Here is a 23,679-nt window from a genome sequence, read left to right on the forward strand (position 1 = left end):
TACGCAGAGGTTCATGATCAAAAAAGGAAGCCATGAAGCTTCCTTTTTCATCATTTGACCCAATATTGAGTGTTATTCCACCGTAACTGACTTTGCCAAATTACGTGGCTGATCCACATCGGTACCTTTAATAAGAGCGACATGGTAAGACAGTAACTGCAATGGAATGGTATAAATCAGTGGCGCCATAAATTCATCACAATGAGGCACAGGGATCACTTTCATTGTGTCATCTGATTCAAACTTAGCGTCTTTATCGGCAAACACATACATCAAGCCACCACGAGCACGCACTTCTTCAACGTTTGAGTGCAACTTCTCAAGCAGTTCGTTGTTCGGTGCCACCACAATCACTGGCATATCCGCATCAATCAGTGCCAGTGGACCGTGTTTTAGCTCACCGGAAGCATAGGCTTCGGCGTGAATATACGAGATCTCTTTAAGCTTCAGCGCGCCTTCCATCGCAATTGGGTATTGGTCGCCACGCCCAAGGAACAATGAGTGATGCTTATCAGCAAAGTCTTCAGCAAGTTGTGCAATGCTGCCATCTAAACTTAAGGCTTGCTCAACTTTAGCTGGCAGAGACAATAAGCTTTGGCTGATAGCCGCTTGCATACTGTCACTCATGCCATTATGGCGACCAATGGCTGCGGTTAGCATCATCAATCCCGCTAACTGAACCGTAAAGGCTTTGGTTGAAGCAACGCCAATCTCTGCGCCGGCTTTCATCATGTAAGCCATATCCGATTCACGCACGAGTGATGAGCCCGGAGCATTACAAATGGTTAACGTTGAGGTGTAACCCATTTCTTTCGCTAAACGGAGTGCAGCAAGCGTATCGGCGGTTTCACCTGATTGAGAAATAGTGACCAGCAAGCTATTTGGGAATAGATGCGATTTACGGTAACGGAACTCAGACGCAATCTCGACATTACAAGATACACCAGCCCAGTCTTCTAACCAGTAACGTGCCGCCATTCCTGCATGATAACTGGTACCACACGCGATGATTTGTACATGTTTCACGTCTTTTAGAAGCTCAGCGGCATTGTCACCAAAAGCGCTATCTAACACTTTCTGGTTAGCAATACGACCTTCAATGGTACGCGCTAAGGCTTGTGGCTGCTCATAAATCTCTTTAAGCATATAGTGACGGTATTCACCTTTATCACCGGCATCATGGGTCACTTCAGATTCTTTAGCTTCACGCTCAACCGCGTTACCGTCAACATCAAAAATACGGACTTCTTGGCGGGTGATTTCAGCTACGTCACCTTCTTCTAAAAAGGCAAAGGTACGAGTAACAGGAAGAAGTGCTAATTGATCAGAAGCAACAAAGTGCTCACCTAAACCATAACCAATCACCAACGGGCTACCACTGCGCGCTACCACCATACGATTGGCATCACGACGGTCAATCACAACCGTACCATAAGCGCCTTCGAGTTGTTTTACGCTGGATTGCACAGCAGCCAGCAAGCTGTCATGGCTTTTCAATTCGTGATGAACAAGGTGACAAATCACTTCAGTATCGGTATCCGATAAAAACTCATAGCCAAGGCTTCTGAGCTTTTCACGTAATTCATTGTGATTTTCGATAATGCCGTTATGCACAACCGCAATATCATCATTAGAAATATGAGGATGAGCGTTACGTTCACTCGGCTCCCCATGCGTCGCCCAACGAGTATGAGCAATACCAGTGCCACCCGTTACTGGAGCTTCATTAAGCGCATCAGCCAATTCTTGCACTTTCCCTAAGCGACGAGTGCGTGACAAAGAGTCGCCGTCAATAACCGCAACGCCGGCTGAGTCATAGCCACGGTATTCTAAGCGGCGAAGTCCTTCCACCAAAATGTCTGCGACATCACGTTGTGCAACAGCACCTACGATTCCACACATATGTTTTACCTTTATTATTTCTGAGCAGATGCAACCAAAACTTGCACCCCTTGAGATTGAATTTGTTCGATTGTTTCTTGAGTTATGCCATCATCTGTCACCAAAATATCAATGATGCTCCATGACAGCTCAACGTTAGGTATACGGCGACCTAATTTGTTTGATTCCATCACCACCACCACTTGACGAGCCATTTCTGCCATCACATTACTGAGGCCTGTCAGTTCATTAAAAGTGGTAGTGCCTCGTGCTAAATCTACGCCATCAGCCCCAATAAAAAGCTGATCAAAGTCGTAAGAACGCAATACTTGCTCGGCGATTTGCCCTTGGAATGAACCAGAATGAGGGTCCCAAGTTCCACCGGTCATCAATAATGTCGGCTCGTTTTCTAACTCATGGATAGCATTGGCCAGCTTGAGTGAATTGGTCATCACCACCAGCCCAGTTTTATCATTTAGGTTAGGGATCATGCCAATAGTGGTGCTGCCACTATCAATAATGATGCGTTGATGATCGCGAATAAGCTCAGCTGCTTTAGTGGCAATGGCTTGCTTGGTTTCAGAAGTCATTTGAGTACTGACCAGCTCAGAGGGTAGGGCAATCGCACCGCCATAACGGCGCAGCAATAAACCGTTTTTTTCTAATTCAGCGAGATCTTTACGAATGGTAACTTCTGATGTCGAAAATTGTTTAGCTAAGGTTTCAACTTGAACTTCACCTTGTTCATTGATCAGGCTAACAATGGTATGGCGACGTTGTTGAGTGTTGCGTCTATTCACAGATGAAACCAATAACTTACGAAACGAAAGATAATTATACTATCAAAGACCAAAAAAGCGACTTTTTTTAATAAAACAGCAATAAAGTTTCGTTTCAAAAGTTAAGGGGGTAGGAAGAAACACACGTTATCGAGGAGGGGAGCGATGCATCAGTGCATCGCTATTCCAATAAAGAAGCGGTTATCGACCCGCTCTATGTATACCAATTGAGGAGCTTCTTGACCTGAAGTAGGGTTTACTGATTCATACTCTAGCCAGCCTCTGCCGTTGTTTCTGGCTATTTTTACCATTTCCCGCACCATGTATATCCTATTAGGATCTCGAAGCTTCCAGCCATTAACCCCATTAAGTTGAGCTATCGGATGAGCAAGAAAATTTCCTCGGTAATCAATGGCAAACATATGATAGTGAGGATCTGAGAATTTTTTGGCTTTTAACGCTTGAAAATACGCTTCTTTACCATTGTTTTTTATAAAGGCCTTAGCTCGCTTTATCTTTTGTTTCGCAAAGTGCCAAGAGTGAACAAAGCCCTGTGGATTGTCTGTTTCTATTGATAGTACTGGAGCACTTAATATTAAGGTTAGCGTAACCGCCATCAACATCGTTGACCATTTTTTCATCTAACATCCTTATACGACTTAATCTATAGATGTTCAGAAAGTATAGTTAACTCTAGATATTGTGCTATGGGATTCAGAGTTAGAGATATAGATAAATTATCACTTATTTCTATACTACATTTAGTAGTGAATTCGACTAACTGGAACTCAATTTAACCTATGGAAGGCAAAGTTAACGCTTCTTCTCCACCAAGTTCAACGCTATCTGAATGGAAAGTCTTATCAACTGATAGTTCTAATAAAAACATCTCAGTCGAAATAGGTCTCAAAAGTGGTGAAACAAGAACCTACCAGTTGAAAGCAACTGATATTTCTGCTTTTTTTAGTGATTATATAGATCAAATTGAAGAACAAGCATTTAAGGGTTTCTGTAGCAGCGTAAAAAGTACTCCAGCATTGTATTCTTTAAAGCCTAATGAGAACTCAAATCCTTACCTAAATGGCTTGGTATTTCATGAACAAAAGTTGTATCAATCAATTTTAAAAGCACAGCAACAAAAACTTCCCACAGACAGTAACATTGACACAGAGCAAATAAAACAAACCGCTCAAAAGTTAGCATTAATTACTTTATTAGCTGAGTACATAGGTTTGCAACACCCTAACCAAAAACAACAAATTCAAGCTCTGGCTAATGGACTAAACACATTAGCTCACTTAGACATTCCCAGTAATCTTCCCGGACTTTATCAACTTAGTAATAAACTCGATTTGGTATTAATGGTTGCTGAGTATGGAGAAACCCAGGTTTATAAGGTGCTGGGCGATAGCGCTGAGTGCAAATTTTTCAATATTGCTCGCCTGTTTATGAAAGAGCATTTGAATTTGTTCCATCCATACGGAGAAGATCATGCCTATGAATTATACGATTGCTTTGCAGGTACGTTTGTATGTGCAACAGATGTGGGGGCAGGTAGGGGGTTACAACAAGTATCTCTGCAAAAAGTAGGAATGGATAACGTTCTCGCCTGTGATATAGCCCCGTGTCATCTGCCATGGCCAGATGCTCACGTTGAGCAAGCTACGGTAGCAGCACAATTAGAGCAGCATGATACTACTGATCGTCTCTACCTTTGCAGTCAACCTGAACCCGATATGCTTCAAGAGTTCATAGAGTCCAAAAAATCTTTCTTTGTTTATTTTTCAGGAAATTGCCAAATTTATGCTAAACGTGATGGTCAAAACATTCATGCTAGGTTGCTGAAATTTAGGCATTATCCGATTCATCACCCTTTTTCAGCGCCCTGCTTAGTAGGGTTCAACATGACTGAGGGTGATTTTGCTTTAAAATTAAGCGAACTACCACCTAAATATGTACTGCCCGCCGATGCAGAAATGCCGTCAACAAAACTTATTGGGGAGTGGTATAAAACTCCACAAAACTAGTTAACAACCTGTTTTATGTAAACCATTTCATTGTCGATTTATTCATAACGTAATATTATTGAAGGGCGCGTGCTGGCGACTTTATAAGCAATACTAGCAACGGTTATCCAAGTGACCGACGTCACCAACAGCACCGCAAATCCATAAGCTAAGATAGATTGCGTTACGCTCATTAAAGTTACTCAGCCAATCGTCCACCAGTAAGTCAGTCAGTGGGAAACGCATTAGTATTAAGCTTAAGCAAAACTGGCAATATCAGGTCATCGTTGATATCACCGACTCAGTACAAGGCGTTTAACCAGAAGTGGTAGATATGATGTTTGTGCCCTTTTTTACCACCAAACCACAAGGCTCTGGGATAGGGCTGAGCTTATCGCGCCACATTATGATCCAACATGGCGGCGATTTAGGTTATATCAACAATACCGATAAAGACGCATGTTTTAGATTGACCTTTGGTTAACGCCCAAGCATTTAATAAAGAGGTTAGTTACTTTTCTTCGATGTGTTTCGTTAATTCAGCTTGCACACTGTCTTTATCGTGGTTTTTATCTTTATCTAAGGGGGTAACGGCTTTATGACCGGTAATGTCTTCGGCAATATGCAGCCAATCAGGGTGCCAATAATAATGGCTTCCTCCGATGCTTTGCCAATTATGTACACCACTTTCAATTTCACCGTTATACACAATATTAAATTTAGACTTGGTCATATTCGATTCGATCTCCAGAGTTAACGTTCTCACAAAGTAAATAAACACTGGAAGATAAAATGTGAACGCGCTCAAAATTCAATCAAAAAAGGTTTGTTCCAACGTATTTATTTTAAATTAATTTTTGTTCATATAGTGCTGTCTCAAAATTGATATCTTGTTCGTATTCCACTCAACAACATTAACCTGTAACCATCTGTTTTAATTAAGCTACTATTTTTACCTACCTGATAATTTCAAGCGGTTTCAATCCATTAGGGATATAACTTATTGTCAATTGTCATTAAGTATTTCTTATCCCTCAAATTAATCTTCCAAACATAGGCTTCAACGATATTCATTACTCTAAGCTAGGAGGTATCATGGCTGCACTAGACCCCGCAGGAACAACAACGCCCACAAGAACATCTCCCCAATTCCCGTTAGCTACGGAACCAACCATAGAAGAAACACGCGCGACACCAGCAACAGATGAATTTGCTGCCCAGAGAGCGGATTCTCCACAGAATTTAGAAGACTTTCACCGTGAACCGTATAATGCTAACGGTACGATTGATTGGACCCAAGCGCCGAACTTCTCAGCGTACCCTCCTGAAGTGCAAAATTTTATAAGGGCACACCCTTGTACTAAAACCTATATCGAAGAGGATCTAAAGCTGTATTCATCTGTAGAAATTTGGGATCGAGCCTTTGCCAAAGCCCCTGATAATATAGCCATTCGCACCGAGAATAGGTCTGCAACCTATAAACAGCTTGAGCAGCAAACCTCAGCTTTCGGTGGTAAGTTACAAGAACTAGAAGACGGCCATTTTAAACAGGGAGATAGAGTACTTTTAGCGCTTCCCTCTAGTATCGAGTCTTTAGTGTGTAAAGTCGGAGCCCAACGAGCAGGCTTCGTCCCCGCACTTCCTGTAATGTCCATGACTCCGCAAGCCTATAAAGAACAACTCAAAGGGTTTATGCGAAGCACGTTTCCCAAAGTGATTATGGTGCCTGACACCCCAGAGTTGAAAAAAGCCGCAGAGGAGGCACTAAGAGATATTCAACAAGAATATAAAAATCATACACTTGATATGACTGAAACTCGCAAGCTAAATTTCAATCCTTTTGATGTACAATTTATTTTTGTTGAAATGGGCGATAAAGAACCTGCACACTATGGTTTAACTCAAACATTATTGAATACAGTCAATACGACTAAGTGCCACTCTTATAAAAAATTCCTAGCCTCAAACGTCAAAGTCAAACCAGTTCAAACGACTGTAGCCACCTTAGATACACCGTCAGAAATTCTATATACCAGTGGTACAACGGGCCCTTCAGGAAAACCCGTTGTTTACACTCACAGAAATTGTGTGACTAATGCTCACCAGTTTAATGTTCACATGACAAGAACTTATGGCTCAATCTTCAATCACACCACGCCACCTACGATATTTTTTGGCTTACCAACGGCACATGCATATGGGAATTTGATCGTAACCCTAGCCGGTCCTTTATTTCATGCCGATACAACCATTCTTAGTGACCCAACCTCTGCTAAGGAATTAAAAGCGACTATTGGCTCTCATCGCTACGACGTCTGTTTCAGTACCGATAAACAATTAGAAGGAATAGGCCAAGGCTTTAGGAGTTTTATTGTCCCTACGTATCAAGGAAAAGAGTCTCTTGTTATCGCCGGCGGTTCGTCAACCAAAGACAGTACAATTGCATTAATTAAAGAAATATTTGGTGATCAGTGTACCTTTTTTACCGGATATGGAATGACGGAGCATACCGTACTTTCTGCAGTGCAAGACCCTATCACTGGAAGGTACTATATGGTTTATGGCGATCATCAAGGTGTTGCTTTGATTGGTGAAACATTAGAGGACGGTTTTGATCCTCGTACCGCTTTTGTTTCTAAGATTCCTCAAAATGAAACTGCCGAGGGTATTATGTATGTTACCGGTAACACGGCCACAGAATACCTCAATAACCGAGAAGAAACCGCTAAAACATTTATTAAAGATATTGATGGGCGAATTTGGGTAAATACCGGCGATATTATAGAAGTGCATCCCGATCATACCTTTAAAATTACAGCACGCCATAAAGAAATCATGATTAAAGGAGGAAAAAATTATAACCCAATTACACTTGCATCTAATGCGATGGGCTGTGATTTTGTACAAAGTGCGGTATTTTTCCCAATCCCTAAAGATTTTGAACATCAAGGGGGAGATGATCATTTTGTTATGATGCTCGTTACCAAACCTAACACAACCTACAACTTTGAGCAGTTGATTGACCATATGACACAAAAAGGCTCTACAGGCCCTGAATTACCTAAAGAAGCACTGGTTTTTCATACTGGTGATCCTAAATGTATTCCGCTAACGAATACCATGAAGCCGAAAATTCTCCAGCTTAAAACACAGGTGATGGCGCTAATCAAATTGGCGGATTCAGAATGTACCACTCCAACAGAGCAACAAATTATCGAAGCAACACAAAAGGTTGCTATAAATAATATCAAACACCAACAGAAATAGGCTTTAGCTGAAGTTGGTCGGTATAGTGTATTACTCTATGCCGACCACTTAGTTCAGTGACACTTCAAGTATTACAGGGGAGATGACCTATTTTTTCTTCGTTGGACGCTGCCAACCAGAAAAATTTCGCTGCTTACTGCGTGCCACGGCTAATTGTTCATTATCCACTTTAGTCGTTATCACCGAGCCCGCGCCAACCGTGGCCATATGACCTATTTCAGCTGGTGCCACCAGCGATGAATTAGAGCCGATAAAAGCGCCATCACCAATGATGGTTTTAAACTTATTTACGCCGTCATAGTTACAGGTAATGGTACCAGCACCAATATTGGCTTTCTCACCCACTTCGGTATCACCAAGATAGGTTAAGTGACCCGCTTTTGAGCCTTTACCTAAGATGGATTTTTTCATTTCTACAAAGTTGCCTACATGAGCATCTTGCTTAAGCTCTGCTCCTGGGCGTAAACGGGCAAAAGGACCAGCACTGGCATCTTCACCTACAATGGCATCTTCAATGATGGAGTAAGGCTTAATAACCGCATTATCAGCAATGGTACTGTTGATGATGATTGCACCTGCACCAATCGTAACGTTATTGCCAAGTTTTACTTCCCCCTCAAAGACGGTATTGACGTCAATCATCACATCCATGCCGACATTCACGGTACCGCGGATATCGATACGACTCGGGTCACGTAGGTTTGCCCCTTCAAGCATCAGCTTTTCTGCCTGACGAGCTTGATAAGCACGCTCTAGTTGTGCCAGTTGTACTCGGTTGTTGGCACCTTCAACTTCAATTGCCGATTCAGGATGTGCGGTGGCAATATCTACCCCTTCAGCGTGTGCCATGGCAATCACATCTGTCAGATAATATTCACCTTGGGCGTTGTCTGAAGACAACTGAGACAGCCAGATTTTTAGCTGTTTACCTGGAAGCGCCATAATGCCGGTATTAACTTCATTGATGGCGAGCTGCTCTGCATTGGCATCTTTTTGCTCCACAATGCCAATGACTTTGCCATTGTCACGCACGATACGACCATAGCCTGTTGGATTATCCAGCTTAACTGTCAAAATAGCTAAACCATTATCAGACTTAGCTTCAAGTAATGCTTGCAGGGTTTGAGGTTGGATAAGTGGCACATCACCGTAAAGTACTAATACCGTGTCATTGTCATCAATGTGGTTATTCGCTTGCGCGACCGCATGACCTGTGCCTAATTGTTCAGCTTGCAGTACCCAATTTAGGCTGTTATCCGTCACGGTTGCTTTTAGCTTGTCACCACCATAGCCGTACACCAAGCTAACGTTTTTCGCGTCAAGTTGATGCGCGGTATCAATCACATGCTCGACCATAGATTGGTGAGCAATAGGGTGCAGTACTTTTGGCAAATCGGAACGCATCCGAGTTCCTTTGCCAGCCGCAAGAATAACAACATTGAGAGCCATGGTAATGTCCTTTAAAAAAATCTGTCGATGATTTTAACGGAATTGAATTTAAAGCGGAAAAATAATTTGAGGGAAACAAGAAAAAAGCCCAAGTTTGATAGCAGGCTATCAAGCTTGGAAGTCGAATTTATACTTTCTGAATAAATGAGGTTGTCATAGTACGGCTATCTCTGGATAGGGTGGATGAGGCTTTAGAGTCCTTCACTTCCTCAAAAGCGGCAGATAGATTAATAAAATAGCCTTTAACGGCATGCTCATTATCATATTTTTTATTTAATTCGGATGATGCACCTTCAGGAGGACGCTCCATCGTACGTAAACGATTTATGGAATCAGTAAGCGCAAATTGTGCTAAATCAAAGCCTTCATAAATGCTTTGCAACTGTTGCCCTTCTGGACTATTCGTTAAGTAATATACGAGTGCCGGTACTAACACATCCGCCGACAACCCGTGGGTTAAATCCACTTGTATTTTTTCCCCTTCCTGCACCGACTGTTGCATCCACTGAGTAAATTTTTCTTCATTTTGTTGAATATAAATTGGCAATCTTTCAGGTAAAGATTCAAGAACAGGTTGCCCATCATCATCTCTCACACTCTTTAACAAATCAGTTAATTCTTCAGAATGAAGTAACTGATCATCATATAAATAATCAATCATCCCATCTTCGGATATTCTTACCTCAAAGAGTTCATGGTATGACTCAGGAGTCGCCGCTTTCATTCTTAAAAATGTTGCATACGTGCTGGTTGATATTGCAGGGGCAAATGTCGGTTTATCCTCCGGCTCACGTAAAGGCTCACTTAGAGAATCACAGATAGCTTCTTGTGCAAGTTCAGCATGCACATTGACATACTTTTGGTAATCATTCATTGCCGAGTTATAAAAATCACCTATCAATTGCTGATTGGTGGCATCATGGGTTTTATGAAATCGGTTACTCAGCCCTTTGAAAAAATCTTGAAGCCGTTCGAGTATACCTCTTTTGAGCGCTTGTCCATTATCTCCCTTCAATATGCCTTGCATACGACTAATATTAAGGTTTACTTGTGCAGTATCGTTTTTAACTCCAGACATAACGTTGTTCATCCATGCAATTGGTTATGTATAAGTGTAGAAAAAATAGAGGAAAGTAATACCAAACTTATTATCTTTCTGTGAAGTTTGGTAATAAATGTTCATTTAAAGGCATTAAAAAAGGCGACCCTGAGGCCGCCTTTTTTCATTCACCATTGATTTATCTGGCAATGTTCTTCTTGATGGTTTCTACCACGCGAAGCTGTGCCATGGCTTTGGATAACTCCACCATAGCAGATTCGTAGTCGAAATCTTGTCCTGCATCAGCAAGTAAGGCTTCGGCACGTTTCTTGGCTTCATTCGCCGCGTCTTCATCAATTTCGTCGGCACGCAACACCACATCAGCTAATACCGCAACCGAAGTGTGTTGTACTTCTAGCATTCCGCCAGATAAGTAAAACACTTCTTCAGCGCCGTCTTGCTTAACGATGCGTGCCATGCCAGGCTTGATAGTGGTCAGTAAAGGCGCGTGACCAGGTTTAATACCCAGTTCACCTTCAGTACCGGTTACCTCTAATAGTGATACTCGGCCATTGAAAATGCGCTTTTCCGCACTCACGATATCAAGATGTACTGTCATGGCTGCCATCCGATCTCCTTAAGAAACTAGGCCTTGCGAGCAAGACCTAAGCTCTATTATTACTTGTTGGCTTTTTCTACCGCTTCTTCGATAGAACCAACCATGTAGAACGCTTGCTCTGGAACGTGGTCATAGTCACCGTTTAGTAGGCCTTTGAAGCCTGCAATGGTGTCTTTCAGAGAAACGTACTTACCAGGAGAACCGGTAAAGACTTCAGCCACGAAGAATGGTTGCGATAGGAAACGCTCAATCTTACGTGCACGCGCTACGGTAGTCTTATCGTCGTCTGACAATTCGTCCATACCAAGAATCGCGATGATGTCTTTTAGCTCTTTATAACGTTGCAGTACAGTTTGTACACCGCTCGCTACGTCATAGTGCTCTTGACCAACAACTTGTGGGTCTAGCTGACGAGACGTTGAATCTAGCGGATCAACGGCTGGGTAAATACCCAAAGATGCAATTTGACGAGACAATACAACGGTCGCATCCAAGTGAGCAAACGTCGTTGCTGGCGATGGATCCGTTAAGTCATCCGCAGGTACGTATACCGCTTGTACAGAGGTAATAGAACCTGTCTTCGTCGAGGTAATACGCTCTTGAAGTACACCCATCTCTTCTGCAAGAGTTGGCTGGTAACCTACCGCTGATGGCATACGACCTAGAAGTGCTGATACCTCAGTACCGGCTAGGGTGTAACGATAGATGTTATCAACGAACAATAGTACGTCTTTACCTTCGTCACGGAACTTCTCAGCCATTGTAAGACCAGTCAATGCAACACGTAGACGGTTTCCTGGCGGCTCATTCATCTGGCCGTATACCATGGCTACTTTGTCTAGTACGCCTGACTCTTCCATCTCGTAGTAGAAGTCATTACCTTCACGAGTACGCTCACCAACACCCGCGAATACAGATAGGCCCGAGTGAGCCTTCGCGATGTTGTTGATAAGTTCCATCATGTTTACGGTTTTACCTACACCGGCACCACCGAACAGACCAACTTTACCACCTTTAGCAAACGGACATACTAAGTCGATAACTTTGATGCCGGTTTCTAATAGTTCAGTAGTACTTGACTGATCTTCATATGATGGAGCTTCACGGTGAATGACGTATTTGTCATCGCCACCGATTTCGCCAGCTTCATCAATTGGCTCACCCAATACGTTCATGATACGGCCTAGAGTAGCCGCACCAACTGGAACTTGAATTGGTGATCCTGAGTTTTCAACCTCGATACCACGACGCAAACCGTCTGATGAACCCATAGCAATGGCACGAACTACACCACCACCAAGCTGCTGCTGAACTTCCAGCACCAAGCCATTACAGGCACCTTCACCTACGATTTTCAGAGCGTCATATACCTGAGGTACAGCAACTTGTGGAAACTCAACGTCCACAACCGCGCCAATTACTTGGACAACAGTACCTGTGCTCATGATTAATCCTCTAAAATTTTTTTTACCTAGCCTAAACGGCGGCTGCGCCTGATACAATTTCCGACAGTTCTTGCGTAATCGCTGCCTGACGGGCTTTGTTGTATACCAGTTGCAAATCGTTGATCAGTTCACCAGCGTTGTCTGTTGCTGCCTTCATCGCAACCATACGGGCTGCTTGCTCAGACGCAACGTTTTCAACAACACCTTGGTACACTTGAGACTCAACGTAACGAACCAATAGTTGATCCAATAATGCTTTCGGATCTGGCTCGTAGATGTAGTCCCAATGATGACCGATGTACTCATCATCTTTTTCCGGTTTTGGCAAAGGTAGCAGCTGTTCGATCACTGGGGTTTGTGTCATGGTATTTACAAACTTGTTGAATACCACGTACAAACGATCCAATTTGCCTTCGTTGTAAGCTTGTAGCATTACCCGTACGGTACCGATCAAATCTTCTAACGCCGGAGCGTCGCCAAGACCTGATGCGTGTGATACCAGGTTACCACCAAACTTTTTGAAAAATTGCACACTGCGAGAACCGATAGGACAAAAGTCCACTTCAGCGCCCTTGTCTGTCCAAGTTTTCACGTCTGCCGCAACTTTCTTAAACAAGTTAACGTTCAGACCACCACAAAGACCACGGTCGGTTGACACTACGATGTAACCAACCCGCTTGGCATCTCTCACCTCTAAATAAGGGTGTTTGTACTCAAGAGAGCCTTGCGCGACGTGACCGATCACCTTACGCATAATATCCGCATACGGACGGCTAGCTTCCATTCGATCTTGCGCACGGCGCATCTTACTGGCAGCAACCATCTCCATCGCGGAGGTGATCTTCTGAGTGTTTTGAACACTCCCGATCTTAGTTTTAATCTCTTTAGCGCCGGCCATCTCTACTCTCCAATCTGGACCTGAGGTGCCTTAAGACACCTCCTGTACATTACCAGGTTTGGGTTTCAACGAACTTGTCTAGACCTGCTTTAAGACTTGCTTCGATGTCGGCGTTATAGTCGCCAGTCTCGTTGATGGTCTTAAGTAGATCAGCGTGTTCGCTGTTCATGTATGAGAGCAGAGCGGCTTCGAAGTTACCGACTTTGTTCAGCTCAACACCTTTTAGGTAACCTTTTTCAGCTGCGAAAATAGATACAGCTTGATCGGCTACGCTCATTGGTGCGTACTGCTTTTGCTTCATTAGTTCGGTAACACGCTCACCATGCTCAAGTTGAGCACGTGTTGCATCATCAAGGTCAGATGCAAACTGAGAGAACGCTGCAAGCTCTCGATACTGTGCTAGTGCGGTACGAATACCACCAGACAGTTTCTTAATGATCTTGGTTTGCGCAGCACCACCTACACGAGATACCGAAATACCTGGGTTAACTGCTGGACGTAGGCCAGAGTTAAATAGGTCGGTTTCTAGGAAGATCTGACCATCGGTAATCGAAATTACGTTGGTTGGTACGAACGCAGAAACGTCACCCGCTTGGGTTTCAATGATTGGAAGAGCAGTCAAAGAACCAGTCTTACCTTTCACTTCACCCTTGGTGAACTTCTCTACATACTCTTCGTTTACACGAGCAGCACGCTCTAGTAGACGCGAGTGAAGATAGAATACGTCACCTGGGTATGCTTCACGGCCTGGTGGACGCTTAAGTAGTAGCGAGATCTGACGGTAAGCAACAGCTTGCTTAGACAAATCATCGTATACGATCAGCGCATCTTCACCGCGGTCACGGAAGTATTCACCCATAGAACAACCAGAGTATGGCGCTAGGAATTGAAGCGCTGCCGCTTCAGAAGCCGTTGCTACTACTACGATAGTGTTTTGTAGTGCACCGTGCTCTTCCAGCTTACGTACTACGTTAGCAATGGTAGAAGCTTTTTGGCCTACCGCTACGTATACACAAGCAATGCCTGAGTCTTTCTGGTTGATGATGGCATCAATTGCCATCGCGGTTTTACCGGTCTGACGGTCACCAATAACAAGCTCACGCTGACCACGACCGATTGGGATCATAGAGTCAACGGCTTTATAACCGGTTTGGATAGGTTGTGATACTGACTTACGTTCAATAACACCTGGTGCGATTACTTCTACAGGAGAGAAGCCATCGTTATCCAGTGGACCTTTACCGTCGATTGGTTCACCTAGTGTGTTTACCACACGACCTAGTAGACCACGGCCTACTGGTACTTCTAGAATACGACCAGTCGTTTTAACTTTTACGCCCTCTGCCAATCCGGCATAAGAGCCCATCACTACGGCACCTACAGAATCACGTTCTAAGTTCAACGCGATTGCATAACGGTTGCCTGGCAATTCGATCATCTCACCTTGCATAACGTCCGCTAGGCCGTTAATGCGGATGATACCGTCACTTACTGCAACGATAGTACCTTCGTTGCGTGCTTCACTGACGACTTCGAACTGCTCGATCCGCTGTTTAATCAGATCGCTGATTTCAGTGGAATTCAGTTGCATGCTCAAACTCCCAATTACGACAGCAAGTCATCGGTCATACGCGATAATTTTCCGCGTACTGAACCGTCAATGACAAGGTCGCCTGCTTTGATGATGACACCAGCGACTAAGCTAGCATCAATGCTGCAATTCAGCTTTACTTTGCGTGCTAGACGCTGTTCTAGTTGCTTGCTGATTTGCTCAAGTTTCTCTTGGCTTAATTCGGTTGCAGAAACTACGTCAGCTTCTACTTCCTTCGCCCAAGCATTACGAAACTCGACAAAAAGTTCAGCAACAGCAGGTAGAACTTCTAAGCGTCCGTTTTCAGCCATTACTTTGATCAGGTTTTGACCATGTTCGTTAAGCTGGTCACCACAAATACCGTTAAAGAATTCCGCCAACTTCTGTGGGGCTAAAGCGCCTTTCAGTGTTGGAGCAATATCTTCATGGCTAGCGACTTGTGCAGCAAACTCAAGCATTTCTGCCCAAGTATCAACTGCACTTTGCTCAACAGCATAGTCAAACGCTGCCTTTGCGTAAGGGCGAGCAATGGTGGTTAACTCAGCCATAACTCCACTCCCTTATCAAATTTCAGCAACCAGTTTTTCAACAATGTCACTGTGCGCGTTTTGATCAATTGAACGTTCAAGGATTTTTTCAGCACCTTGAATAGCTAGAGAAGCAACTTGCTTACGCAATTCTTCTTTAACACGATTACGTTCGGCTTCAATTTCTGCGTGACCCTGAGCGATTATTTTCGCACGCTCAGCATCAGCCTCAGCTTTAGCTTCATCTACGATTTGAGCTTTACGCTTGTTAGCGGACTCAATGATTTCGTTTGCACTAGCTTTGGCTTCTTTTAGTTGGTCAGTGGCTTTCGCTTGAGCCAACTCTAAATCTTTTGCGGCGCGATCCGCATCAGCTAGACCGTCAGCGATCTTCTTCTGGCGCTCTTCGATTGCAGCTAGAAGAGGTGGCCATACATTCTTCATGCAGAACCACACAAAGATTGCAAATGCTAACGTCTGCCATAGTAGAGTGATGCCGATATTCACAACAGCCTCCTAATTAGAGTTAAGACAGAAGCGTGTGTTACAGCATGCCACCCAATGGGTTGGTGAATAGCATAAATAATGCAATACCCACACCGATCATAGTTACGGCGTCAAGTAGACCCGCTACGATGAACATTTTAACTTGAAGCATAGGAGCCATTTCTGGTTGACGTGCAGCGCCTTCCAAGAACTTACCACCTAATAGGCCGAAACCGATTGCAGTACCTAATGCACCCATACCAATCAGTAGAGCAACAGCGATTGCTGTCATACCTAAAATCGTTTCCATCTTTATCTCCGATTCTAAATCTAATTTAGTTGTTTGATTTAGTTAAAAAATTTTCTTCAGCAATCCTTAATGATCTTCATGTGCCATGCTTAAATAAACAATGGTCAACATCATGAAGATAAATGCCTGCAAGGTAATAACTAGAATATGGAAGATTAACCAACCTAAGTGTAATGTCACACCTAGAGCGGAAAGAGCCAAGTTAGTACCGTACATTAGCGCAATAAGGATGAAGATCAACTCACCCGCGTACAAGTTACCGAACAAACGCAAAGCCAATGAAATTGGTTTAGCGATAAGTGTTACGGATTCTAGCAGGAGGTTGACTGGTATCATTGCCCAATGGTTAAAAGGCTGTAGTGTTAATTCTTTTGCAAAACCTGATACACCCTTAACCTTGATGCTGTAATAAATTATCAGCAAAAACACACCTAAAGCTAAACTGAAGGTAATGTTAAGGTCAGTTGATGGCACCACTTTCAAATATGGAATACCCATTGCCATAGCTAACTCAGGTAGCCAGTCAACAGGGACCATATCCATGAAATTCATCAAGAATATCCATACGAAAATGGTTAACGCAAGAGGTGCAATCAGAGCATTTTTGCCGTGGAAAGTTTCTTTAACACTGTTGTCTACAAATTCAACAATCATCTCTACAAAGCACTGAAGCTTCCCAGGGACGCCTGTTGTCGCTTTTTTGGCAACAGAGCGAAACAACCACAAGAATAGAACACCCAAACCTACCGAGAAGAACAATGAATCAGCGTGCCACGCCCAAATCCCATCACCAACGGTTAAATTGGTAAGGTGATGTTGGATATAGCCCTGCGGTGTTAGCGCTTCACCAGATGCAGCCATGATTCATCCCACTTAACTTTGCTTGAAGTATAAAGGTGCCGTCCAATGCACCATCAGCGCCAATAGATAACCCACAAACACCGGCATAAAACCGAATTTGAATACGCTAAATATCAACGAGAAGAATGCTATTGTCAGCAGCAACTTTACCGCTTCCCCCCAGTAAAAGCTTTTTAAGACTTTATCTGCTTGGCTTGCTCCTGAACGAGAGAAAGCAAGGGTTGCGAACACAAAATTAGGAACTACGGCAACAAGGCCCCCCGCAAAAGCGGCGATCCCGTATTGTAATTCCCATACGATAGAGAAGATGATAAAACTGACGACAGACACCACAGCTTGAGCCAAAACCAGTTTATAGGCGGCACTACGGCCACGACGAGCTAAAATCGCAGTCAAATTACCCTCTCCATTTCCATACTTTTTTTATCGATATTGCCAATGAATTTTTTATTCAAGGCTATTCAGACAAAAAAGCTGGCGAAAGTATACCGGAGTGGGGTTTCAATGCAACTTTGTAAACACGAAAATAACGGGTTTGCAATCAGAACAGTGGTAAATAGGCTGTCAGATCACATTAACATTTTTACGGAAGGTGATACGGCAAGTGTAAACAAGTGAATAACTAGCCGCGTACGGTGGGACATAAACGACTAGTTATAGAAAATTAGTGAATTTTACTTAATATCCCATCCAGCTCAGATAAATCTTGATAATTAATGACGATTTTACCTTTACCTTTGCTGTTATGACTGATGGCGACTTTGGCTCCAAGCTTTTCGACTAATTGTGCTTCTAGGCGTTCCACATCGCTGTCTTTTTGTTTCGCAGTTTGCTCTTTTTGTGGGTTTAAGGCTTTATTGACCAAGCGTTCAGTATCACGAACGGTCATCTCTTTCGCCACCACTTGACGTGCTAATGTGGTCTGTAAATCGCCTTCAGCGGCCAGCAAGGCACGGGCATGCCCCATATCCAAGTCACCGTGCTCTAATAAACGCTTAACGGGTTCATTAAGGCCATTAAGACGCAATAAATTGGTGACTGTGGTACGAGATTTACCGACGGCATCAGCGACTTGTTGATGAGTCAATTCAAATTCATTCAGTAAACGGTCAAGGGCAATGGCTTCTTCCATCGCATTGAGATCTTCACGCTGAATGTTTTCAATCAGAGCAATAGCAACCGCAGATTCATCGGGGACTTGTTTTACAATACAAGGCACTTTTTCAAGTTCCGCTTGCATTGAGGCACGCCAGCGACGCTCACCAGCGATGATTTCGTACTTACCACTGTCTACCTTACGCACTACGATAGGTTGAATAACCCCTTGAACGCGAATGGATTCAGCCAATTCATCAAGGGCATCGGGTGACATGTCTTTACGTGGTTGGTATTTGCCCGGTGTGAGTAAATCAACATCAAGGCGCATCAATTCGTTGTGACCAGGTACAGCCTGTGCCTGAGCTTCAATCTGCTGCTCAGCCTCGACTTGCTCTTGTTCCAATTTTTGTTGAGAAACTCGACTGGTACTCAGTAAGGCATCCAGTCCTTTACCTAATCCACGTTTTTTCACTGTCATTTTGTTTCCTTAAGCCGTCGCTTTTTGCTCACTACGGCGAATGATCTCACCAGCCAATGCTAAGTAAGCTTTAGCACCAGCACTGGATTTGTCGTAATACATAGCTGGCGCACCAAAACTTGGTGCTTCAGCTAAACGCACGTTTCTTGGGATCACAGTCCGATATACTTTATCACCAAAGTGTTGTTTCAACTGATCAGACACATCATTAGCTAATCGATTACGGGGATCGTACATGGTGCGCAAAATCCCTTCAATGCCCAACCCTGGATTTACCATCGCCGCTAACTTACTAATGGTGTCCATCAATGCCGTTAATCCCTCAAGAGCATAATATTCACATTGCATTGGCACTAATACGCTATCGGCTGCAGACATGGCATTAACCGTTAACATGTTCAATGACGGTGGACAGTCGATAAAAATAAAATCATAGTCATCTTTAACTGGTGCTAATGCAGTTTTTAACCGCACCTCTCGAGCAAAAAACTCCATTAACTTAATTTCGGCCGCCGTAACATCACCATTTGCGGCTATCAGATCGTATTTGCCACTTGAATTAACCACGACTTCTTTAAATGGCGTTTCATCCACCAACAAATCATAAGCCGTGCGTTTCACATCGTACTTATCGATACCACTACCCATGGTGGCATTGCCCTGAGGATCAAGATCGATTAACAGTACTTTGCGTTTAGTGGCCGCCAATGATGCCGCTAAATTCACACAAGTCGTTGTCTTTCCTACGCCACCTTTTTGGTTCGCTACAGCAATAATTTTTGCCACATTCCTGTCCTATTTTGTCTGTAACTTCAATAAATGTCGTTGTTCATCTAAACGAGGTACTTGTAATTCTATGGTGTCAATGACACGGTAACCATCAGGGATATGCGCCATTTCATCATCGGTTAATTGCCCTTTTAGGGCATAAAAAATACCTTGTTCATTCGGTAAATGATGACACCAATTTAACATATCTTTGACCGATGCAAAGGCTCGACTCAAAACCCCATCAAATCCTTTTTCATCTTGATAAGTTTCGACTCGGCTTTCCACTGACGTGACATTGTGGATCCCTAATTCAAACTGAACTTGCTTTTGAAAGCGAATACGCTTGCCAAGGCTATCAAGTAATACAAATTCTTTGTCTGGATTTAAAATAGCTAACGGTAACCCAGGTAATCCTGGACCAGTACCAACATCAATGAAACGTTGTCCGGTTAAGTAAGGTGAGACGACGATCGAATCGACAATATGCCTTGTGAGCATTTGTTTGGGATCACGCACCGAAGTTAAGTTATAAGCTTTGTTCCACTTATCAAGCATAGCAATTAAACCTAGAAGTTGCTGCTGTTGTTGCTCGGTAACGGTTAATTTTGCCGCTTGAATATCTAACGCCAATTGCTGCTTTAACTCTGATGTCATGTTTAGACTCACCAAATCCAGTTAAAAAAAGTAATCAGACATTATGAAGCTCTACAAACAACAAGGGAAGACATTCGTCTTCCCTTAGTGCGTTTTTTCGATATTTTTACAAAAAATTAGCTACATTTCCGTAAAAGGCCACGCTTTTTCAGATGTACTAATAATATTGAAATTGCCGCGGGGGTGATCCCAGATATACGTGACGCTTGGCCAATGGTTTCTGGCTTGGCATCATTAAGTTTGCCTATCACTTCATTGGATAAGCCTGGCACTTCTTGATAATCCAGATCGTTTGGCAGACCGGTATTTTCATTACGCTGCTGTTTTTCAATCTCTTGCTGCTGACGTTGAATATAACCGGAATACTTCACTTGAATTTGTACTTGTTCCGCCGCTAACGGATCTTCTAGTGCTGGACCAAATCCTTCAATCCCTGTTAGTTTGTCGTAATCCATTTCTGGACGACGCAAGAGTTCTTCAAAGGTGGCTTCGCGAGAAATCGGCGAATTCAAGTGTGGGTTTAGATGATCAATAAGCTCTGAATTGGGGTGTACCCAATGACTGCGTAAGCGTTGAAGTTCCAGCTCAATCGCTTCTTTTTTGTCACTAAACGCTTGCCAACGAGCATCATCCACCAAACCAAGTTCACGACCTTTTTCGGTGAGACGCATATCGGCATTATCTTCACGTAGCAATAAACGATATTCGGCGCGGCTGGTAAACATGCGGTAAGGCTCTTTAGTACCTAAGGTTGATAAGTCATCAACAAGCACGCCCAGATAAGCTTCATCACGACGTGGACACCAAGATTCTTTACCTTGAACTTGCAAGGCGGCGTTCATACCAGCAAGCAATCCTTGAGCGCCCGCTTCTTCATATCCTGTCGTACCGTTGATTTGTCCTGCAAAGAACAAACCATCAATATATTTAGTTTCAAGCGAATTTTTTAGATCTCGTGGATCAAAATAATCGTACTCGATGGCATAACCCGGACGAATGATCTGAGCATTCTCCATCCCCTTGATAGATCGCACTAAGTTTAGCTGAACATCAAAGGGTAAACTGGTTGAGATCCCATTTGGATAGATCTCATTAGTATTTAAGCCTTCAGGTTCTATAAAGATCTGATGAGAATCTTTATCAGCAAAGCGCATGATCTTATCTTCAATTGATGGGCAATAACGAGGCCCAACACCATCGATCACTCCTGAATACATCGGGCTTCTGTCTAATCCACCACGAATAATGTCGTGGGTTTGCTCATTGGTATGCGTGATGTGACAGCTGATCTGCTGCGGGTGTTGATCTACATTGCCTAAAAACGACATCACTGGCAAAGGATCGTCGCCCTTTTGTTCGGCCATTTTCGAGAAGTCTAAGCTATTAGCATCAAGACGTGGCGGCGTACCGGTTTTTAAACGCCCCATACGCATTGGCAGTTCTTGCAAGCGTTTTGCAAGGCTGATTGATGGTGGATCGCCCGCACGGCCGCCACTGTAGTTTTCAAGCCCAATGTGGATCTTGCCACTTAAAAATGTGCCTGCCGTTAACACTACGGTTTTAGCTTTAAACGCCAACCCCATTTGTGTCACTACACCGACAACGCGATCGTTTTCAATCACCAAGTCATCAGCCGATTGTTGAAATAAACGTAAATTAGGTTGGCTCTGTAAAATTTGTTGGATCTTGGCTCGATACAAGCTGCGATCGGCTTGAGCACGAGTCGCTCTAACCGCTGGGCCTTTACTTGAATTTAAAGTACGAAACTGTATACCGGCATAGTCAGTAGCAATGGCCATTGCCCCACCTAGCGCATCGATCTCTTTAACTAAATGCCCTTTACCTATACCGCCAATGGCTGGGTTACATGACATTTGACCCAAAGTATCAATATTATGTGTCAATAATAGGGTTTGCGATCCCATTCTTGCTGCCGCTAAAGCGGCTTCTGTTCCAGCATGGCCACCACCGACTACGATGACATCAAACGCTTCATGAAACTGCATTTCACACCTTTAAATTTGCGTTAATACGCGATAACGATCGTTGACATCAAGATAATGAGTTTTCAATTCGATCTGGATGTCTGTATGGGCTGTATTTTATCACGTTACCCACAATGAGTGAACGATGAAGTGAAATAGAATTTGATCAAAGGATCCGCTATATAATATATAAAGATCTATATAAAGATCTTTTATTATTACTTATTATTAAGCAGACCCTATCCTGTGCAAAAGTGATTAAAGGTGTTATTTTTCAATAAGTAATGCGCACTTGGATCATGTGATCAATTTGCGATCTATTCGAATATAAGCTGGGGATAGATCGCATGGTTATCCACAGGCCTGATCCAATTGAAATTAACGGTCGATCTTATTCCTGCTTGATCAGAGGTAGATCCAAGTTTACCCACAGAGTTATCCATAGTCTGGATAACCCGTGAATAAAGACGATCTAAGGTGTGGGAAACTTGAAGTGAAATACAGAAAAGTTAAGCTATTTGATCTTTCCAGCTTTCTAACCAACTGATAGCGGTATCTTCTGGAAGATTTTCGTCTAACACATCGATCTGGATCTTATCCACAATGGTGGTGGCACCGAGCTGTTGAAAACCTTGGATCAAAATTTCAGGCCCTTGGCAAAAAGTATCGTAACTTGAGTCGCCAATGGCACAGATCGCAAATTTTACTTGGCTTAGATCTGGTAATTGATCCATTAATTGTTGTGCGAAAGGTTGGATATTGTCGGGTAATTCACCAGCACCGTGAGTTGAAGATACCACCAGCCAGATACCATGATGAGGGATATCATCTAGGTTAGGTTCTAGATGTTGAGTGACATCATGCTGTTCTAATAATGCTATTAGTTCATCTGAAACATACTCAGCACCGCCCATCGTTGTGCCAACAATTACTTCTATTTTTGCCATTTAATTTTACCTACGAGTGTTATCTAACTGCATCTTAGCATTGAAAACTTGTGTAATTCGATATTAGATATGAGATACAGTGAATGAAATATCCTTCATTATTTATGAGTCGAGTATGAAGTATTTAGCTATAACATTGATGGTTTGGGCCTTGATAGGCTGTCAGGCTAATCCAATGAAAGATAAGCCATTAGCTATCAACTCATCTTTTCATAAGGTGCTAAATTTAACCTCAGGTAAACATATTGTGGTCGATGTTCCTCAATATGAAGCTGCCAGCATCGGTAGCTATAGCATGCGTTTGTATGGTATTTCCGATCCTAATTTTCCATTCGATAACTTTATAACGGGCTTGATCCAACCACGAGATGGGGTGGTTATAGCGGTCGATATCATTGAACAATCCAACTCACAAGCAGTGATCCAAGTAACCATACAAAGTGCTGGCAGTGGTGGTTATCTGCAAAAAGATCGCTATCGAATTTATGGTAATAACCTTAATTTTATCAAATCTACATAGTTAATAAGGTATAGAGCAACCATCTGTTTTTAGAACTTATTTTCCCAATTGGGGTCTATTGAATAATG

The 23,679-nt window shown here is 43.1% G+C and carries 25 protein-coding genes; 4 read left to right on the forward strand and 21 right to left on the reverse strand.

All coding sequences use genetic code 11. The annotated features are described in order from the left end of the window. Positions 1-72: 72 nt before the first annotated feature. From glmS to AC1EU0_RS13775, 3 genes are all read right to left on the reverse strand, one after another. Positions 73-1,902, reverse strand: coding sequence for a glutamine--fructose-6-phosphate transaminase (isomerizing) (glmS, locus tag AC1EU0_RS13765; protein ID WP_480303041.1), 1,830 nt, complete (start codon positions 1,900-1,902; stop codon positions 73-75). A gap of 14 nt (positions 1,903-1,916) precedes the next feature. Beyond that, positions 1,917-2,681 carry a DeoR/GlpR family DNA-binding transcription regulator gene (locus AC1EU0_RS13770; protein WP_480303042.1) on the reverse strand — a complete coding sequence of 255 codons (765 nt, stop codon included), beginning with the start codon at positions 2,679-2,681 and terminating at the stop codon, positions 1,917-1,919. 149 nt (positions 2,682-2,830) lie between these two features. Further along, positions 2,831-3,301: a cache domain-containing protein gene (locus AC1EU0_RS13775; RefSeq protein WP_480303043.1), complete on the reverse strand. Its 471-nt coding sequence runs from the start codon at positions 3,299-3,301 to the stop codon at positions 2,831-2,833. A 159-nt stretch (positions 3,302-3,460) separates the two neighbouring features. Here AC1EU0_RS13775 and AC1EU0_RS13780 point away from each other — a divergent pair, with 159 nt between their 5' ends. Continuing rightward, complete coding sequence (locus AC1EU0_RS13780) at positions 3,461-4,687, forward strand: hypothetical protein (protein WP_480303044.1); 1,227 nt, start codon at positions 3,461-3,463, stop codon at positions 4,685-4,687. A gap of 93 nt (positions 4,688-4,780) precedes the next feature. Here the strand turns inward: AC1EU0_RS13780 and AC1EU0_RS13785 are convergent, their stop codons facing one another. Continuing rightward, positions 4,781-4,912 (reverse strand): hypothetical protein, encoded by a 132-nt coding sequence (locus AC1EU0_RS13785; protein WP_480303045.1) that lies wholly within the window; start codon positions 4,910-4,912, stop codon positions 4,781-4,783. A gap of 79 nt (positions 4,913-4,991) precedes the next feature. Between AC1EU0_RS13785 and AC1EU0_RS13790 the strand changes: the two genes are divergently transcribed. Then, positions 4,992-5,150 carry an ATP-binding protein gene (locus AC1EU0_RS13790; protein WP_480303046.1) on the forward strand — a complete coding sequence of 53 codons (159 nt, stop codon included), beginning with the start codon at positions 4,992-4,994 and terminating at the stop codon, positions 5,148-5,150. 27 nt (positions 5,151-5,177) lie between these two features. On the opposite strand, the gene AC1EU0_RS13795 is transcribed toward AC1EU0_RS13790, so the two are convergent. After that, complete coding sequence (locus tag AC1EU0_RS13795) at positions 5,178-5,399, reverse strand: hypothetical protein (RefSeq protein WP_480303047.1); 222 nt, start codon at positions 5,397-5,399, stop codon at positions 5,178-5,180. A 362-nt stretch (positions 5,400-5,761) separates the two neighbouring features. Between AC1EU0_RS13795 and AC1EU0_RS13800 the strand changes: the two genes are divergently transcribed. Further along, positions 5,762-7,933: an AMP-binding protein gene (locus AC1EU0_RS13800; protein WP_480303048.1), complete on the forward strand. Its 2,172-nt coding sequence runs from the start codon at positions 5,762-5,764 to the stop codon at positions 7,931-7,933. An 87-nt stretch (positions 7,934-8,020) separates the two neighbouring features. On the opposite strand, the gene glmU is transcribed toward AC1EU0_RS13800, so the two are convergent. The 16 genes from glmU to mioC all read right to left on the reverse strand — a co-directional run bounded on the left by glmU (position 8,021) and on the right by mioC (position 23,091). Further along, positions 8,021-9,382 carry a bifunctional UDP-N-acetylglucosamine diphosphorylase/glucosamine-1-phosphate N-acetyltransferase GlmU gene (glmU, locus tag AC1EU0_RS13805; RefSeq protein ID WP_480303049.1) on the reverse strand — a complete coding sequence of 454 codons (1,362 nt, stop codon included), beginning with the start codon at positions 9,380-9,382 and terminating at the stop codon, positions 8,021-8,023. A gap of 127 nt (positions 9,383-9,509) precedes the next feature. Next, positions 9,510-10,460, reverse strand: coding sequence for a hypothetical protein (locus tag AC1EU0_RS13810; protein ID WP_480303050.1), 951 nt, complete (start codon positions 10,458-10,460; stop codon positions 9,510-9,512). A 160-nt stretch (positions 10,461-10,620) separates the two neighbouring features. Further along, on the reverse strand, positions 10,621-11,049 hold the full coding sequence (locus tag AC1EU0_RS13815; RefSeq protein WP_480303051.1) for a F0F1 ATP synthase subunit epsilon: 429 nt from the start codon (positions 11,047-11,049) through the stop codon (positions 10,621-10,623). Between the two features lie 50 nt (positions 11,050-11,099). Continuing rightward, on the reverse strand, positions 11,100-12,485 hold the full coding sequence (gene atpD / locus AC1EU0_RS13820) for a F0F1 ATP synthase subunit beta (RefSeq protein ID WP_480303052.1): 1,386 nt from the start codon (positions 12,483-12,485) through the stop codon (positions 11,100-11,102). Between the two features lie 31 nt (positions 12,486-12,516). Continuing rightward, on the reverse strand, positions 12,517-13,383 hold the full coding sequence (gene atpG, locus AC1EU0_RS13825; protein WP_480303053.1) for a F0F1 ATP synthase subunit gamma: 867 nt from the start codon (positions 13,381-13,383) through the stop codon (positions 12,517-12,519). 49 nt (positions 13,384-13,432) lie between these two features. Beyond that, positions 13,433-14,974, reverse strand: a complete 1,542-nt coding sequence (gene atpA, locus AC1EU0_RS13830) for a F0F1 ATP synthase subunit alpha (RefSeq protein ID WP_480303054.1) — start codon at positions 14,972-14,974, stop codon at positions 13,433-13,435. Between the two features lie 14 nt (positions 14,975-14,988). Continuing rightward, positions 14,989-15,522 carry a F0F1 ATP synthase subunit delta gene (gene atpH / locus AC1EU0_RS13835; protein WP_480303055.1) on the reverse strand — a complete coding sequence of 178 codons (534 nt, stop codon included), beginning with the start codon at positions 15,520-15,522 and terminating at the stop codon, positions 14,989-14,991. A 15-nt stretch (positions 15,523-15,537) separates the two neighbouring features. After that, on the reverse strand, positions 15,538-16,008 hold the full coding sequence (atpF, locus tag AC1EU0_RS13840; protein WP_480303056.1) for a F0F1 ATP synthase subunit B: 471 nt from the start codon (positions 16,006-16,008) through the stop codon (positions 15,538-15,540). A gap of 37 nt (positions 16,009-16,045) precedes the next feature. Beyond that, the gene (gene atpE / locus AC1EU0_RS13845) at positions 16,046-16,297 is read right to left on the reverse strand and encodes a F0F1 ATP synthase subunit C (RefSeq protein WP_121837924.1); all 252 of its coding nucleotides are present in this window, start codon (positions 16,295-16,297) and stop codon (positions 16,046-16,048) included. A gap of 66 nt (positions 16,298-16,363) precedes the next feature. Continuing rightward, a complete protein-coding gene (gene atpB, locus AC1EU0_RS13850; protein WP_480303057.1) occupies positions 16,364-17,158 on the reverse strand; it encodes a F0F1 ATP synthase subunit A in 795 nt (264 codons plus the stop codon). Between the two features lie 12 nt (positions 17,159-17,170). Continuing rightward, a complete protein-coding gene (locus AC1EU0_RS13855; protein ID WP_480303058.1) occupies positions 17,171-17,554 on the reverse strand; it encodes an ATP synthase subunit I in 384 nt (127 codons plus the stop codon). A gap of 268 nt (positions 17,555-17,822) precedes the next feature. Next, entirely contained in the window at positions 17,823-18,734 is a 912-nt protein-coding gene (locus tag AC1EU0_RS13860; protein WP_480303059.1) for a ParB/RepB/Spo0J family partition protein, read from the reverse strand. Positions 18,735-18,743: 9 nt separating this feature from the next. Then, complete coding sequence (locus tag AC1EU0_RS13865) at positions 18,744-19,520, reverse strand: ParA family protein (RefSeq protein WP_480303060.1); 777 nt, start codon at positions 19,518-19,520, stop codon at positions 18,744-18,746. 9 nt (positions 19,521-19,529) lie between these two features. Then, positions 19,530-20,159, reverse strand: coding sequence for a 16S rRNA (guanine(527)-N(7))-methyltransferase RsmG (gene rsmG / locus AC1EU0_RS13870; protein ID WP_480303061.1), 630 nt, complete (start codon positions 20,157-20,159; stop codon positions 19,530-19,532). A gap of 116 nt (positions 20,160-20,275) precedes the next feature. After that, positions 20,276-22,165 (reverse strand): tRNA uridine-5-carboxymethylaminomethyl(34) synthesis enzyme MnmG, encoded by a 1,890-nt coding sequence (gene mnmG / locus AC1EU0_RS13875; protein WP_480303062.1) that lies wholly within the window; start codon positions 22,163-22,165, stop codon positions 20,276-20,278. 488 nt (positions 22,166-22,653) lie between these two features. After that, a complete protein-coding gene (gene mioC, locus AC1EU0_RS13880) occupies positions 22,654-23,091 on the reverse strand; it encodes an FMN-binding protein MioC (RefSeq protein ID WP_480303063.1) in 438 nt (145 codons plus the stop codon). 115 nt (positions 23,092-23,206) lie between these two features. On the opposite strand from mioC, the gene AC1EU0_RS13885 reads away from it, so the two are divergent. Next, positions 23,207-23,611: a PliI family lysozyme inhibitor of I-type lysozyme gene (locus AC1EU0_RS13885; protein ID WP_480303064.1), complete on the forward strand. Its 405-nt coding sequence runs from the start codon at positions 23,207-23,209 to the stop codon at positions 23,609-23,611. Positions 23,612-23,679 lie beyond the last annotated feature (68 nt).

It is taken from the genome of Parashewanella sp. 2210YD4-3 (assembly GCF_056591735.1).